This is a genomic window from Streptomyces sp. NPDC058579, from assembly GCF_042718575.1.
Lineage (GTDB): Bacteria > Actinomycetota > Actinomycetes > Streptomycetales > Streptomycetaceae > Streptomyces.
Genome location: NZ_JBHXPI010000008.1, coordinates 233,591 through 248,057, shown reverse-complemented (window position 1 = coordinate 248,057; position 14,467 = coordinate 233,591). Strand labels below are relative to the sequence as shown.

Below are 14,467 nucleotides of genomic sequence, written 5' to 3'. Positions count from 1 at the left end.
GCCTGTCCATGAGACACAGAGGCCCGAGCCTGTGGGCGGCCCTGCTGGCCGCCCTGGCGATGGTCGTGGGCCTGACCTCGGCCTCCGCCTACGGCAGGACCGACGACGGACGGCGGTCCGCCGCGGCGCAGGTACTGACCTGGAAGGCGGGCGATCCGATCGACCGCTACCTGGAGTTCCCGACCACGGCGGTGGCGGGCGCGACGACCATCGTCTTCGAGAACAGCACGGCGAGCGGCAACACGACCGGCATGCCGCACACCCTGACGTTCGACGTCTCCGACCCCGAGTACAACCACGACGTCCCGCTCAACATCCTGGCCAATCCGAGCGACACGAACGGCGGCCGGCACACGGCCGAGGTGACGCTGACCCCGGGCCGGTACCTCTTCAAGTGCACGATCCCGGGCCACGGCCAGATGCAGGGCATCCTCACGGTCACCGAGGCCGGGAACGAGGACACCACCGCTCCGGAGACGACCGCGAAGGTCGAGGGCGACCGCAACGGAGACGGTGCGTACGTCGGCCAGGCGACGGTCACGCTCGTCGCGACGGACGCCGGTTCGGGCGTCGACAAGGTCGAGTACGCGGTCGGCGCGGACGGCCCGTGGCAGCCGTACACCGTCCCGGTCGTCGTCGACCAGGTCGGGGCGCACACGATCCGCTACCGGGCGAGCGACAAGGCGGGCAACACGGCCGCCGAGAAGACCGCCGCGTTCACGGTCGTCGCCCCGCCCACCGACGACACGACGGCGCCGGAGACCTCGGCGACCGTGACCGGCGAACAGGACGACCAGGGCCGCTACCTCGACATGGCCACGGTCACGGTGACCGCGTCCGACACCGGCTCGGGCGTCAACACCATCGAGTACGCGCTCGGCGACGGCGCCTGGCAGCCGTACACGGCGCCCGTGATGGTGCACCAGGCGGGCGCCCACACCGTCCGCTACAAGGCGACCGACAAGGCGGGCAACGCCGCCGCCGAGAAGTCCGTGAACTTCACGGTCGTCACCCAGCCCGATCCCGACACGACCGCCCCGGAGTCCTCCTCCACGGTCGCGGGGCAGCGCAACTCCGACGGCGCGTACATCACCAGCGCCATCGTGACGCTGACGGCGACCGACGCGGACTCGGGCGTCGAGCGGATCGAGTATTCGCTCGACGCGGGCCCGTACCTCGCGTACACCGCCCCGGTGATCGTCGACCGCGTCGGCCACCACACGGTGCTGTACCGGGCGACGGACAAGGCGGGGAACACCTCCACGGCCAGGAGCGTCTCCTTCACCGTCGCCGAGGGCGGCGGGGTGCCGGCGCCCAACTGCCCCGAGTTCGACGAGCGGTCGACCGTCATCGTCGGCACGGTGGACACCGGCGTCCCGAACCGGATGACGAACAGCCGCTGCACGGTCAACGAGCTCATCGAGGACGAGAAGGACTGGTCCTCGCACGCGCTGTTCCTCAAGCACGTCGACACGGTGGTCGACCGGCTGCTCGCGGACGGGGTCATCGACACCCGCGAGCACAAGAAGATCTACCGCGCGGCGAAGCAGTCGGGCATCGGCAAGCCGGGCCAGACCGAGGGGTACCGCGACCTCTTCGACGGCACCGCCGCGTCCTTCTCCAAGTGGCAGCACGTCGGCGGCGGAAAGTTCGCGCTCGGCGCGGACGGGGCCATGACCAGCAGCACCACGGTGCCGGGCATGGGCATGCTGTGGTTCCCGCAGCGGCAGTACGGCGACTTCTCGCTCAAGCTCCAGTGGCGCGACGACGCCCCCGGCGCCGGCAACGCCAACGGCGGTGTCTTCGTGCGCTTCCCGTACGTCCACGACAACCCCGAGGAGACCCGTCCGGAGTGGGTCGCCATCAAGTACGGCCATGAGATCCAGGTACTCGACCGGCCCGACGGCGACATGTACAAGTCGGGGTCGGTCTACGGCTTCGACCGGGTGGGCCTCGCCGGCGCGGGTGTGACGCCCAAGGGCACCTGGAACGAGTACGAGATCCGGGTGGAGGGCCAGCACTACTCGGTCTTCCGCAACGGCAAGCTCATCAACGAGTTCGACAACACCGGCGGTCAGCTCTTCCAGCCGCCGCGCTCGGACGACCCGGGCACCGACGGCCGGCGCTACGCCTCCGGCTACATCGGCCTCCAGGTCCACGGCACGACGGACGTCATCTCGTACCGCAAAATCCGGGTGAAGCAGCTGTAGCCCGTGCGAGAGCCCCTCCCCCGAGCGGGGAGGGGCTCTCTACGTGTCTTCAGCCGGGCAGGTTCTGTTCCGCCCAGACCACCTTGCCGGTCTCGGTGCGGCAGGTGCCCCAGCGGCGGCAGAGCATGTTGATGAGCTGGAGACCCCGGCCGCCCTCGTCGCTGAGGTCGGCGTGCTGGATCTGGGGCAGGTCGGGGCCGGTGTCGGAGACCTCCACGACGAGCCGCTCGCCCCGCAGGAGCCGGAGCCGGCCGGGGCCGTTGCCGTACCGCAGGGCGTTGCCCACGAGCTCCGACACGACGAGTTCGCAGACATCGGCGAGCTCCGCCAGATCCCAGTGGCCCAGCTGCTCCGTGACCAGGCGCCGTGCCACGGACGCCGCACGCCCCTCCCTCGGCAGCTCCCACTCGCGCAGCTCCTCCGCCGTGCCAGAGGCGGTCGTCGCGGCCAGGAGCACGGCCTCGTCGAACCGGGGGGCGTCGGCCGGGGCGCGGTCGAGGAGGGCGCCGCGTTCGAGGGCCTCGGGCGTCAGTCCGCGCGCCGCCGACCGCAGCCGCTCCAACTGGTGGTCCAGGTCGGCCCGCCGGGACTTGACGAGCCCGTCGGAGTAGAGGACGAGATGGCCGTCGTCCGGCGCCTTCAGCCGGATCGGGTCGTACGGGATCACTCCCGCGCCGAGCGGCGCGCCGACCGGTACGTCCACGAACTCGGCGGCGCCCTGTCCGTCGAGGAGCAGCGGGGGCAGGTGCCCGGCGCTGGCCAGCGTGTACGTGGCGTCGGCCGGGTCGAAGACCGCGCAGAGGAACGTGGCGACCTGCTCGTCCTCCAGGTCCCGGGTGGCCAGGTCGAGCCGGGCCAGCACGCGTTCGGGCGCCATGTCCAGGGTCATCAGGGTCCGGGCGACCGCCCGCAGCCGCCCCATGGTCGCGGCGGCGGGCAGCCCGTGGCCCATGACGTCGCCCACCATCAGGGCCGTACGTCCTCCGGGGAGGGCCATGACGTCGTACCAGTCACCGCCCACTCCGTGGTGGGCGGTCGAGGGCGCGTACTCGGCGTGGACGCGCAGCCCCGGCGTCACCGGGGTCGCGCGCGGCAGCAGGCTGCGCTGGAGCGAGACGACGCGCTCGCGCTCGCGCCCGTACAGCCGGGCGTTGTCGATGTAGACGGCGGCCTGGGAGGCGAGGTGCTCCGCGAGGGCGAGGTCGGTGGTGGAGAACGGCGGTGTGCCGCGGCCGCGGACGAAGTCCGCGCTGCCGAGCAGCAGTCCGCGGGCGATCAGCGGTACGGCGAGGTAGCTGTGCACTCCGGCGGCGCGCATGCTCGCGGCGGCGCTCTCCGTCGGCGCGACCCGGAGGTAGTCGGCCTCGCCCATCCGGCTCACGAGCACCGGCCTGCCCTGCCGCAGGCAGTACCGGTGGAGCAGCGTCTCGTGGGCCTCCTCGGACCGGGCGGAGGTCTCGCCCACCGGAGTGGGCTCCAGGGTGGCCAGTTCGTCGACGGCGCACAGGGCGGTGGCCCGCATGAGCGGAACGCCCCTGCCGGTCCACCGTGAGCCCTCGTCGCCCCGCAGGACGCTCTCCAGGATGTCGACGGCGGCCCCGTCGGCGAAGCCCGGCACGGTGAACTCCGCCAGCTCCTGGGCGGTGCGCTCCAGGTCCAGGGTGGTGCCGATCCTGGATCCCGCGGAGTTCAGCCAGGCGAGCCGGCCCCGTGTGCTGATCCGGTCGAGGGGGACCTCGCCGGCGCTCGCCGCGAGCCGCTTGCGGGCCCCGGCCGAGCGGAACAAGGCCGCACCGTTTCCGGCCGAGGCGCGGCGCGCCAGGCGCCGTCTGCCGTTGCCGCCACTCACTCTTTCGGCCTCCAGACAGGAATTCGACCGCTGTTGGTGCCCAGCATGCACCTCTTCCCCGCCGATTGGGATGATCTCGGCGGGCCTGCGTTCGACGGCGGCCAAGGTGTTACGCGCTGTGGGACCGTGCCGGTCAGCCGAAGTCGGGGATCGGGTGCCCGGGAGCCAGTGCCGCCGCGATGCGCTGGGCGATGACGTGGGCGGTGTGGCCGTCGGAGGCGGCGGGTCCCTGGGTGGTCGAGACGGCGATGGCCAGGCGCTCGGACGGGAGGTAGTCCATGGAGGCGGAGTAGCCGAAGAACAGGGGGTGCTGGGAGATCCAGTCGCCGAGCACGACCACGCCCATGCCGTAGTGGGTGGCTTCGGTGTTCGCCAGGCAGACGGTCGCCGGGCAGATGGACGTCTCGTGACCGAGGCCCACCGTCCCGGGGTCGAGCAACTGCCGGTACGAGGACGGGGAGAGCAGCTCGCCCGAGCCGATGGCGGCGGCCGAGCGGGCCAGGTCGCAGATGTCGGTGGTCTGGACGGCGCCGGGAGCGGTGGTCCACGAGGGGTTCCAGAAGGTGGACTCCTCGTACGTCCCCCGGTCGGCGGTGAAGGCGTGCAGGACGGGTGCCGGGATGTCGGGCGTGAAGCTGTTGCTGGTCTCGCGCAGCCCGAGCGGGCCCATGACCTGACGCCGGAGCAGGACGTCGAGCCGGGTCCCGGTGATCTTCTCGAGGGCGGCGCCGAGGAGGAGGAAGTTGGCGTGCGAGTAGCTCCAGTTCGTGCCCGGGTCGTACCAGCGCGGCCCGCTGGTCGAGAGGGCGACCAGTTCCTTCGCGGTCCACTGGCGGAACGGGTCGGCGGAGACGGCCTGCTGGAACTCCGGGAGGGGGACGTAGTCGCGGAGACCGGTGGTGGACGCGGCCAGCATGCGCAGGGTGATCTGCTCGCCGTTCGGGAGGGCGGGCAGCCAGCGCGCGACGGGGTCGTCGAGACGGACCTTGCCCTGGTCGACCAGGCGGAGCAGGGCCGTTCCCATGTAGCTGATCGCCACGTTGCCGTTGCGGAAGTGCATGGCGGGGTCGGCCGGTACGCCCGTCATCGACTCGCCGAGCGCGGTGGTGACGACCTCGCGGCCGTCTACGGTGACGCGCACGGTGACGGACTTGAGGTCCATCTCCGTCCTGGCCTGCTCGGCGACGCGCAGGACGTCACGGGCCGGGCCGTGGCCGGGTACTCGGGAGCCGGTGCACGGCCCGCGGCGGCCGCCGTCGCCCGCCGCGGTGCCGACGGCCGTGACCGAGGTGCCGAGGGCGACGAGTGCGGTGAGCGCGGCGACGAGGACGCGGCGGGACCGCGAGGTGGAGCGGGCTGGAGTCATGGCCGGAGTATCGGCCGGGGACGCCCGTACGACGGGTCGGCGGGCGCCGACCCGCGCGGACATCACCCGCAAAGTCGCACGGCGCCCGGAGCACGGCGCCCGAGCGGGCGTCCACGCCCGTGGCCCCGGCCCCTGCGGCGGGGATTGGACCTTCCGCCGAGGGAGCCCGGAGTCCCTGGTCGGGAACGCGCCTTGTCCGTCAGGGGCTTCGCCGACTTGGATGGCCAGGATCGGACGGGTCCGCACGGAAAGAAGCTCATGGCATCCATGCTCGACGGCTGCACGCCCTGGCCCGAGGAGTTCGTCGACCGCTACTGGTCGGTCGGGCTCTGGCGCGGCAACACGCTGGACAACCTCCTGCGCGGCTGGGCCCTGCAGTACGGACCCCGGACCGCGCTCGTCCACGGTGACACCCGCCTCACGTACGCGGCCCTGAACCGGCGCGTGGACCGCATGGCCGCCGGATTCCGGCTGCGCGGCCTCCGGCCCGGGCAACGGGTGCTCGTCCAGCTGCCGAACGTTCCCGAGTTCGTCGTCACCGTGTTCGCGCTGATGCGCGCCGGGGCGGTCCCCGTGTTCTGCCCGCTCGCGCACCCCGCGTCCGGGGTCGCCGAGCTCGTGCGGCTCACCCAGGCCGTCGGCTACGTCGCCGCCTCGACCCACCCGTTCTTCGACCACACAGCGCTCGCGGCGGACATCGCGGCCCGGTGGCCGTTCCTCCGGCGGGTGTTCACCCTGGAGGCGCCCGGGGACTCGTCCCCGTACGGCGGGCTGACGACCGACCCGGCCGGCTGCCAGTACAGCCCCTTGGGCTCCGTCGACGCCGCGCCCGAGCCGGCGCTCGCGCAGAGCGCCGACCAGGTGGCGTTCTTCCTGCTCGCCGACGGTGACACCGAGGCGCCGCGGCTCGTGCCGCGCACCCACAACGACTTCGCCTATCAGGCGCGGGCCGCCGCCGAGCTGGTGTCGCTCACCGAGGACGACGTGTATCTCGCCGTGCCGCCCGCGGAGTCTCCGTTCGCCCTCGGCTCCCCCGGCATCGTCGGCACCCTTTCGGTCGGCGGCACCGTGGTCCTGGTCGACACCCAGGCCCCTGGCGCATGCCTTCCGGTCGTCGAACGGGAGCGGGTCACCCTCACGTCGGTGACGTCCGAAGTCGCCCGGGATTGGCTCGACGCCCGGCCCACCGTCCGGGCCGACATGAGCAGCCTGCGGCTCGTCCAGATCGAGGGCGCCCCCGCGGAGCGCGCGACGGCCGAACGGGTCGGCTCCTCGTGGGGCTGCCGGCCGCAGCAGGTCTTCGGCATGGCCGAGGGGGTGCTCCTCCTCACCCGGCCCGCCGATCCCGACGGGACCGCGCTCGGCACCCAGGGCCGGCCGCTCTCGCCCGACGACCAGATCCGGATCGTCGACGCCGACGGCGCGGCCGTCCCCGACGGGGAGTCCGGGGAGCTCATCGTCCGTGGCCCGTACACCCCGCGCGGCTACTACCGGGCGCCCGAACAGAACGCATACTCCTTCACCGTCGACGGCTACTTCCGCACCGGCCACCTGGCGCGGCGGACGGCGGACGGCGACCTGGAGGTGACCGGGCGCCTCTAGGGCCTCCAGGCCTCTAGGCCAGGGACACGGGGAGACACCGAGCCTTGACCTGGACACGACATGAGCGGTTCACTCCCCTCAGGATCTGGTCCAGACCAGCACTCGAATCACGCACCCGAATCGAGGCCCCCCATGTCCCTGCTCTCGCGCGCCCGCCCCCGCACCGTGAGGCTGCTGGCGCTCGCCACCGCCGCGGTGACTCTCGCCCTCGGCTGGGGGCCCGCCACCTCGGCCACCCCCGGCACCACAGCGCGACTCGCCCCGGCGGCGGGCGTCCAGGCCGTCACCTTCGAGGACAACTTCGACGGCCCGGCCGGGGCCGGCGTCGATCAGGGCAAATGGAACATCGAGACCGGCGACAACGGCGGCAACAACCACGAACGCCAGTGGTACACGCCCGGCGCCTCCAACGCCGCGCTCGACGGCCAGGGCAACCTGGTGATCACCGCCCGCCGCGAGAACCCCGGCAACTACCAGTGCTGGTACGGCCGGTGCGAGTACACCTCCGCCCGGCTCAACACGGCCGGCCGCTTCACCCAGACGCACGGGCACGTGGAGGCCCGGATGAAGGTGCCGCGCGGGCAGGGCATGTGGCCCGCGTTCTGGATGCTCGGCCACGACATCGGCCAGGTCGGCTGGCCGAACAGCGGTGAGATCGACGTCATGGAGAACGTCGGCTACGAGCCCTCCACCGTCCACGGGACCCTCCACGGCCCCGGCTACTCCGGCGGCGGCGGGATCGGCGCCGCGTACACCCTGTCGGGCGGTCGCGCCTTCGCCGACGACTTCCACACCTTCGCCGTCGACTGGTCGCCCGGCTCCATCACCTGGACCGTGGACGGGCAGGTCTACCAGCGACGCACCCCCGCAGATCTCGGCGGCCGCCAGTGGGTGTTCGACAAGCCCTTCTTCCTGATCCTCAACCTCGCCGTGGGCGGTGACTGGCCGGGCAACCCGGACGGTTCGACGCCGTTCCCGAACCACCTGGTCGTCGACTACGTCCGCGTCACCACCTCGGACGGTACGGGCGGGCCCACCGGAGCCTTCACCGGCCTGGCGGGCAAGTGCCTGGACGTGGCGGGCTCGCAGACGGCCAACGGCACCCAGGTGCAGCTCTACACCTGCAACGGCACCGCCGCCCAGCGCTGGACCCTGCCGGGCGACGGCACGGTACGGGCCCTCGGCAAGTGCCTGGACGTCGACGCGGCCTCCACGGAACCCGGCACCAAGGTCCAGCTCTGGGACTGCAACGGCAGCGGCGCCCAGCGCTTCGCCTACAACGCCACCGCCCGGGACCTGGTGAACGTACCGGCCGACAAGTGCGTGGACGTACGCGACAACAACGCGGCGGACGCGACCCCCGTCCAGACCTGGTGGTGCAGCGGCAACCCCAACCAGAAGTGGACCTTCACCGGCTGACGTGCGAGGCACGAAAGAACTCGCGAAACTGGTCCCATGGCGCACAAGGCATTCCTGGAGGGCGGCCCGGCCGACCTGCCGGCCCGGGTCGTCCCGATCGAGACCCCCGGCCAGGACCTGAAGATCCCGCACCTGGGCGGCTACGAACACTTCAAGGAGACCCCCCGCCGGGAGGACACGGCGGAGGGCACCCTGCGGGTGTACGAGTGGTGGGAGCGTACGGAGATCGCCGAGTAGAACCGTTCCGGAACGGTGCCGGCGGTGCCGGTGAGCGGTGTCGGCGATTCGGCCAACACCGCGTCGGCGCACACCCGTTGCGGCATCGGGATGGGTGCATCGGGCACGCTCCGACAGGCGCGTGATCCCGGGCTTCGGCGTCCGGCTCAAACACAGGTGTTCGAAACTTCGAGGGGCTCGTTGAGCATCACGACCCAGTCGTGATCGAGCAGGGAGCCCCTTTGACCTCAGCGAACACACCCGAGCAGGCCAACCCCAGTAAATCGACGGAAGAATTCCGGTACCGCGACGAGTCGCGGCTCAAAGCCGGCGCGCAGATGACCACCGCCACGATGGCCCGCCGCCTCCCCGCCCTCGTGGCGCGGTCCTTGCGGATGGCCTGGACGGTGGACCGCGCCGCGACGGCCGGGCTGCTGGTCTGCCAGGTCGGCACCGGCGTCCTCGCCGCCCTGGGCCTGCTCGCGGTCACCGGCACCATCACCGCCCTCATCTCCTTGGGCGACATCACCGACCGGCTGCGGGAGGCCGCCCCGCAGCTGGCGATCATCGCCGGCGCGACCGGGCTGCGGGCGCTCCTGGGGACGGCCGTGGTCTGGCTGACCGGCCGGCTGCGGCCCGTCCTCGCGCGGGAGGCGGAGCTGACGATGATCGAGGCCGCCCTCGGCGCCGAGCTCGCGGCGAACAACAAGCCCGGGTACAACGACTTCTACGACATCGCCGACCGCGGCGCCCAGGTCACCCCCGACCTCGTCGCCGAGGCCCAGGACGTCCTTGCCGCGACCGCCACGCTCGCCGCCGGGGCGACCGTACTGGCCGTACTGCACCCCGCGCTGCTCCCCCTGCTCCTCCTGGCGTGCCTGCCGCAGGCCGCCGCGTACGTACGGGCCGCACGTGTCCTGTACCTGGCGGGTCTGGAGACGTCCGGACGGCGCCGCATGCTGCGCAAGCTGCGCTGGCACACCGCCTACACGGAGTCCAGCGAGGAGATGCGGGCCTGCCTGGCCGGCCCGTTCCTCGTCGAGCGCTACCGCGGCCTCGCCGCCGAGGTCAACGCCGCCGAGCGCAAGGCCGCGGACACCGGTGCCTGGATGGGCCTTGCGGGCGCGGCCGGCGGCGGGGTCGCGTCGGCCACGGTCTGGGGCGTGCTCCTGTGGCTCCTGGCCTCCGGCCGCATGGACCTGGCGGCCGGAGGCGGGGCGGTCTTCGCGCTCCAGACGGCGACCAGCTCCGTGCGCGGCATCATCAACGGCGGGGCGCGGCTCGTGCGCACCGGCTGGTACGTCCAGGACTGGCAGCGGTTCCTCGACAACGCCCACGGCCAGGCGATGACGGCCTCGCGCGGTACGAAGGTGCTGCCGGCGCCGCCGGAGCGGTTCGAGGCCCGCGACATCACCTACCGGTACGAGGGCGCGCCCAGGGACAGCCTCAGCTCGGTGTCCCTGCGTGTGAAGCGCGGTGAGATCGTGGCGCTGGTCGGGGAGAACGGCTCGGGCAAGACCACGCTCTCCCGGCTGCTCTGCGGTCTGCTCCTGCCGACGTCGGGTGCGGTGGCGTGGGACCACACGACCACGGAGGCGCTCGATCCGTGGTCGGCGTGGCAGCACGTCGCGCTGGTGCCGCAGAAGTACACGTACCTGCCCCTGACCTTGCGGGACAACATCACCTTCGGGCAGGGGGACACCGGCGACGCGGCCGTGCTCGCCGCGTGCGAGGCGTCGGGGGCGAGCGACATGCTGCCCGGTCTCCGGTCCGGGCTCGACACGCTGCTGACGGCGGAGTGGTTCGGCGGCCAGCAGCTGTCCGGGGGCCAGTGGCAGCGCACCGTCCTCACCAGGGCGTTCCACCGCCAGGCGGCGCTCCTCGTGATGGACGAGCCGACGGCGGCGCTGGACGCCCGCGCCGAGCACCACATCTTCGCAGGGCTGCGGGAGCTGGCCAAGGACCGGGCGATCCTGCTCATCACCCATCGCCTCGCCAATGTGGCCGTCGCCGACAGGATCGTCGTCCTCGACCAGGGCCGGGTCGTCCAGGAAGGCAGCTACGACCAGCTCACCCGCCAGCCGGGCCTGTTCCGGAACCTGTGGGAGCTGCAGCAGCGCCTCGGCGGTGAGCCGCGCTGACCCGGTAGCTGATCAGGTAAAGGGTTGCCTGGAGGCGATGGCGGAGGATGCAATGTCCGGCATGGTCACCCAGATCCCGTCGTACAAGATCGGCGCTCTCGTCCCCCTGACGCGGCCCGGCTGGGCCGAGGCGGGCCACCACCTGCTCGCGGGGCTCGAACTGGCCGTCGGCGAGGTCAACGAGGCCGGCGGGGTCGCCGGACGGCCGCTGGAACTGGTCGTCCGGGACACCGCCGCCGATCCGCGGCGGGCCGCGGCGGCCGTGGACGAACTGGCCCACCTCGGCGTGGCCGCGCTGGCCGGGGAGTTCCACAGCGTCGTCGCCCGCGCCGTCGCCGCCCGGGCCGACGCCCTCGGCCTGCCGTTCCTCTGCTCGTCGGCGGTGCTCGACGCGCTCACCGACCGGCCGACGGACCACGTCGCGCGGCTCGCCCCGGCGCAGTCCCACGGCTGGCGGATCTTCGCGGACTTCCTCCTCGGCGCGGGCCACCGACGCATCGCCGTCGCGGCCGAACCGAGCGTCTACTGGGTATCCGGCACCCGCGTCCTGCAAAACCACCTCGCTCCGCGCGGCGGCGACCTCGTCGAACTCGACCTGCGCGCGCTCACCCCCTCGGCTGTGTGCGACGCCCTCGTCGACCGTCGCGCGACCGCCCTCGTCCTCCTGGCCGGCCACCCGGACCCGGCGGTGTCGATCGTCGAGGCCGTCCGCCGCGACCCCCGCCTCGCCGACCTCCTGATCGGCGCCCCCGCCGGACAGCCAGAACTCGCCTCCTGGTTGACGCGGCTGGGCAAGGACGGCGCCGCCGTCCCCTTCCTCCGCTACCTGCCCGAGCGCCTCGGCCCGCTGGGCACGCGCGTCGAAGCGGCCCTCCGCGAGCGCCTGGGCGAAGCACCCTCGTTCGTCGCCTTCGAGGGCTACGACACGATCACCGTCCTCACCGAGGTCCTGCGCTCCCACGGCTCGGACCGGACCGCCATCGCCGCGTCCTGGCCGCGCGTCGCGGTCGAAGGCACCCGCGGGCCGATCCGCTTCTCCCGCACCCCGGGCATCGACGTGTGGCAGTGGGCGTGGCCGCCCGTCCAGGTCGTCGACCGGGATCCCGCGGACCCGGATCGCTTCCGGGTCCTCCACACCGGCTGAGGGCGCCATCCCCGGAGTCCCTGACGCCCCCGCGTTGTGCACGGCGCACAAGCCGCGCCCCGGCCGGGTGGGAGTCGGCACCGGATCGTGTGCGGTCGCTGGTCCGGCTTCCGGGGCGGTGCTGCGATGTGCGCCGACCCGGAGCCGCCGGGTCCCTCGTCCTCCGGGAGACTCCATGTCCCTCCGTCACCGACTGCGGCGCACCGCACGCGCCGTGGCGCTCTGCGCCGCCGGCCTCCTCGTCGCCACCGGCCTCACCGCCGCGACCGCCGGACCCGCCGCCGCGTCCACCACCGCCGATGTCGTCGCCGAGGCCCGGGCCCTCCAGGCCGTCGGGCTGCCCGGTGCCAACGACTGGTCGTGCAGGCCGAGCGCGGCCCACCCCCGCCCCGTGGTCCTCGTCCACGGCACCTTCGTGACCGGCACCCTGAACTGGATCGAGCTCGCCCCGCTCCTCAAGGCCAAGGGCTACTGCGTCTTCGCCCCCACCTACGGCCGGCTGCCGCACGTCCCCGTCATGGCGGCCGTCGCCCCGGTGGAGCAGTCCGCCGCGCAGCTGAAGACCTTCGTCGACGGCGTCCTCGCGGCGACCGGCGCGAGCGAGGTCGACATGGTCGGCCACTCACAGGGCGGCCTGATGCCGCGCTACTACCAGAAGTTCCTGGGCGGAGCGGAGAAGACCAAGCGGTTCATCGCCCTCGCGCCGACCAGCCACGGCACCACCCTGTCCGGCTTCGCGACCCTGCTGCAGAGCATCGAGGGCGCGCCCGAGGCCCTCCTGGAGAGCTGGTGCCAGGCCTGTCTCGACCAGGCCCCGGGCTCTGACCTCCTGAACCGGCTCAACGCCGGCGGCGACACCGTGCCGGGCGTCTCGTACACCGTGATCGCCACGCGGCTCGACTTCATCGCCACCCCACCGTCCTCGCAGTTCCTCGTGGGGCCGGACGTCCGCAACCTCTACACCCAGGACCTGTGCTGGTACGACCTGGCGCAGCACGCCACTCTCCAGGTCGACTCCGAAGCGCTGCACGAGGTCATGAACGTCCTCGACCCCGCGCACGCCACCCGCACGGGCTGCCGCGTCCTGCCCTGACGCCGAAGCCGCTACGCCGAAGCCCGCTACGCCGACGGCGGGTAGCTCGGGCGGGCCGGGATCGGCGCCGCGCCGTGCGGGGTGGGCAGGGGCGGGAGGGCGGGCCGGTACAGCCAGGCCCTCAGCAGGTCGTCCACCGGCTCGGTGGCGTAGCGGGCCACGTGGGCGGTGAAGCCGCTCGTGGTCACCACACCGTGGCGGTGGACGGTCGCCCAGTCGCGCAGCATGCGGAAGAAGGCGCCGTCGCCCAGGGCGCAGCGGATCGCGTGCACGGTCAGGCCGCCGCGTTCGTAGAGCCGGTCGTCGAACATCAGCTTGCGGCCGGGGTCGGCGAGGATCAGGTCCTGCGGCTGGCCGGCGAGCAGCCGGTGCGCGGTGGCGGCCATCTCCTGCGCCGGACGGCCGCCGGAACGCTCCGACCAGAGCCACTCGGCGTACTTGGCGAGGCCCTCGTTCAGCCAGATCTGCCGCCAGTCGGCGATGGTCACGCTGTTGCCGAACCACTGGTGCGCGAGCTCGTGGGCGACCAGGCGCTCGGAACCGCGCGCGCCGTCGACGTGGTTGGCGCCGAAGAGGGAGAGCCCCTGGGCCTCCACGGGGACGTCGAGGTCCTCGTCGGCGACGACGACCGTGTACTCGCCGAAGGGGTAGGGCCCGTACAGCTCCTCGAAGAGCTGCATCATCGCGGGCTGCCGTGCGAAGTCGCGGGAGAAGCGCGACAGCAGGTGCGCCGGCACGTGGGCGCTCTGCGGCACACCGCCGAGCCCGGGGTCGCCGAGCAGCACCGTCTGGTGCATGCCGATGGAGAGGCCGACGAGATAGCTGGAGGTCGGCGCGGACTGCTCGTACACCCAGGTGGTGGTGGAGGACCTGGTGGTACGGGTGAGCAGCCGGCCGCCCGCCACCACGGTGTACGCGGACGGGGTGTTGACCGAGATCTGGTACGAGGCCTTGTCGGCGGGCCGGTCGTTGCAGGGGTACCAGGAGGGCGCGCCGATGGGCTGGCTGGCCACGAGCGCGCCGTCGGTCAGCTCCTCCCAGCCGAGGCCGCCCCAGGGGCTGCGCACCGGCTTGGGGTTGCCCGCGTAGTGCACCTCGACGGTGAAGGCGGCGCCCGCGGGCAGCGGCTTGGCCGGCCGGAGCCGGAGCTTGCCGGCCCGGTGGGCGTAGTGCGGGGCCTTGCCGTCCACGAGGATCCGGCCGACCTTGAACTCGCCCAGGTTCAGGTGGAACTCGGTGAGCGGGGCCCGGCCCGCTATCGCGCTGATCCGGGCCGTCCCCGCCAGCCGGTTGGGTCCTGGCCGGTACTCCAGCGCCAGTTCGTACCGGTGCACTCGGTACCGGGAGTCGCCGTTGGCCGGAAAATACGGGTCCGACGCCGTTGCCTGCTGGCCGCTCACTGCCGCTTACGCTCCCTGCCCTGTGCT

10 protein-coding genes are annotated in these 14,467 nt (G+C 72.8%); 7 read left to right on the top strand and 3 right to left on the bottom strand.

Annotation, left to right across the window (positions count from 1 at the left end; all coding sequences use genetic code 11):
• The first annotated feature begins 8 nt into the window (after positions 1–8).
• Entirely contained in the window at positions 9–2,210 is a 2,202-nt protein-coding gene (locus ACFWRO_RS14000; protein WP_384509121.1) for an OmpL47-type beta-barrel domain-containing protein, read from the top strand.
• Positions 2,211–2,259: 49 nt separating this feature from the next.
• Here ACFWRO_RS14000 and ACFWRO_RS13995 read toward each other — a convergent pair whose 3' ends face one another.
• Both ACFWRO_RS13995 and ACFWRO_RS13990 read right to left on the bottom strand, forming a co-directional pair.
• Positions 2,260–4,059 (bottom strand): SpoIIE family protein phosphatase, encoded by a 1,800-nt coding sequence (locus ACFWRO_RS13995; RefSeq protein WP_384509118.1) that lies wholly within the window; start codon positions 4,057–4,059, stop codon positions 2,260–2,262.
• Between the two features lie 133 nt (positions 4,060–4,192).
• Positions 4,193–5,425, bottom strand: a complete 1,233-nt coding sequence (locus ACFWRO_RS13990) for a serine hydrolase domain-containing protein (RefSeq protein ID WP_384509116.1) — start codon at positions 5,423–5,425, stop codon at positions 4,193–4,195.
• Positions 5,426–5,683: 258 nt separating this feature from the next.
• On the opposite strand from ACFWRO_RS13990, the gene ACFWRO_RS13985 reads away from it, so the two are divergent.
• The 6 genes from ACFWRO_RS13985 (at position 5,684) to ACFWRO_RS13960 (ending at position 13,040) form a co-directional block, all read left to right on the top strand.
• Complete coding sequence (locus ACFWRO_RS13985; protein ID WP_384509113.1) at positions 5,684–7,027, top strand: AMP-binding protein; 1,344 nt, start codon at positions 5,684–5,686, stop codon at positions 7,025–7,027.
• A 132-nt stretch (positions 7,028–7,159) separates the two neighbouring features.
• Positions 7,160–8,446, top strand: a complete 1,287-nt coding sequence (locus ACFWRO_RS13980) for a ricin-type beta-trefoil lectin domain protein (protein ID WP_384509110.1) — start codon at positions 7,160–7,162, stop codon at positions 8,444–8,446.
• A 36-nt stretch (positions 8,447–8,482) separates the two neighbouring features.
• On the top strand, positions 8,483–8,683 hold the full coding sequence (locus tag ACFWRO_RS13975) for a DUF5988 family protein (protein WP_384509108.1): 201 nt from the start codon (positions 8,483–8,485) through the stop codon (positions 8,681–8,683).
• A 221-nt stretch (positions 8,684–8,904) separates the two neighbouring features.
• The gene (locus ACFWRO_RS13970) at positions 8,905–10,803 is read left to right on the top strand and encodes an ATP-binding cassette domain-containing protein (RefSeq protein ID WP_384509106.1); all 1,899 of its coding nucleotides are present in this window, start codon (positions 8,905–8,907) and stop codon (positions 10,801–10,803) included.
• A gap of 37 nt (positions 10,804–10,840) precedes the next feature.
• The gene (locus ACFWRO_RS13965) at positions 10,841–11,947 is read left to right on the top strand and encodes an ABC transporter substrate-binding protein (protein WP_384509103.1); all 1,107 of its coding nucleotides are present in this window, start codon (positions 10,841–10,843) and stop codon (positions 11,945–11,947) included.
• 175 nt (positions 11,948–12,122) lie between these two features.
• Positions 12,123–13,040: an esterase/lipase family protein gene (locus ACFWRO_RS13960; RefSeq protein WP_384509100.1), complete on the top strand. Its 918-nt coding sequence runs from the start codon at positions 12,123–12,125 to the stop codon at positions 13,038–13,040.
• 26 nt (positions 13,041–13,066) lie between these two features.
• Here ACFWRO_RS13960 and ACFWRO_RS13955 read toward each other — a convergent pair whose 3' ends face one another.
• Positions 13,067–14,440, bottom strand: a complete 1,374-nt coding sequence (locus tag ACFWRO_RS13955; protein ID WP_384509097.1) for a M1 family metallopeptidase — start codon at positions 14,438–14,440, stop codon at positions 13,067–13,069.
• Positions 14,441–14,467 lie beyond the last annotated feature (27 nt).

Coding starts and splice junctions, on each gene's coding strand:
- ACFWRO_RS13975 (WP_384509108.1), top strand. CDS start 8,483: ATGGCGCACAAGGCATTCCTGGAGGGCGGCCCGGCCGACCTGCCGGCC.
- ACFWRO_RS13980 (WP_384509110.1), top strand. CDS start 7,160: ATGTCCCTGCTCTCGCGCGCCCGCCCCCGCACCGTGAGGCTGCTGGCG.
- ACFWRO_RS13985 (WP_384509113.1), top strand. CDS start 5,684: ATGGCATCCATGCTCGACGGCTGCACGCCCTGGCCCGAGGAGTTCGTC.
- ACFWRO_RS14000 (WP_384509121.1), top strand. CDS start 9: ATGAGACACAGAGGCCCGAGCCTGTGGGCGGCCCTGCTGGCCGCCCTG.
- ACFWRO_RS13990 (WP_384509116.1), bottom strand. CDS start 5,425: ATGACTCCAGCCCGCTCCACCTCGCGGTCCCGCCGCGTCCTCGTCGCC.
- ACFWRO_RS13965 (WP_384509103.1), top strand. CDS start 10,841: ATGGCGGAGGATGCAATGTCCGGCATGGTCACCCAGATCCCGTCGTAC.
- ACFWRO_RS13960 (WP_384509100.1), top strand. CDS start 12,123: ATGTCCCTCCGTCACCGACTGCGGCGCACCGCACGCGCCGTGGCGCTC.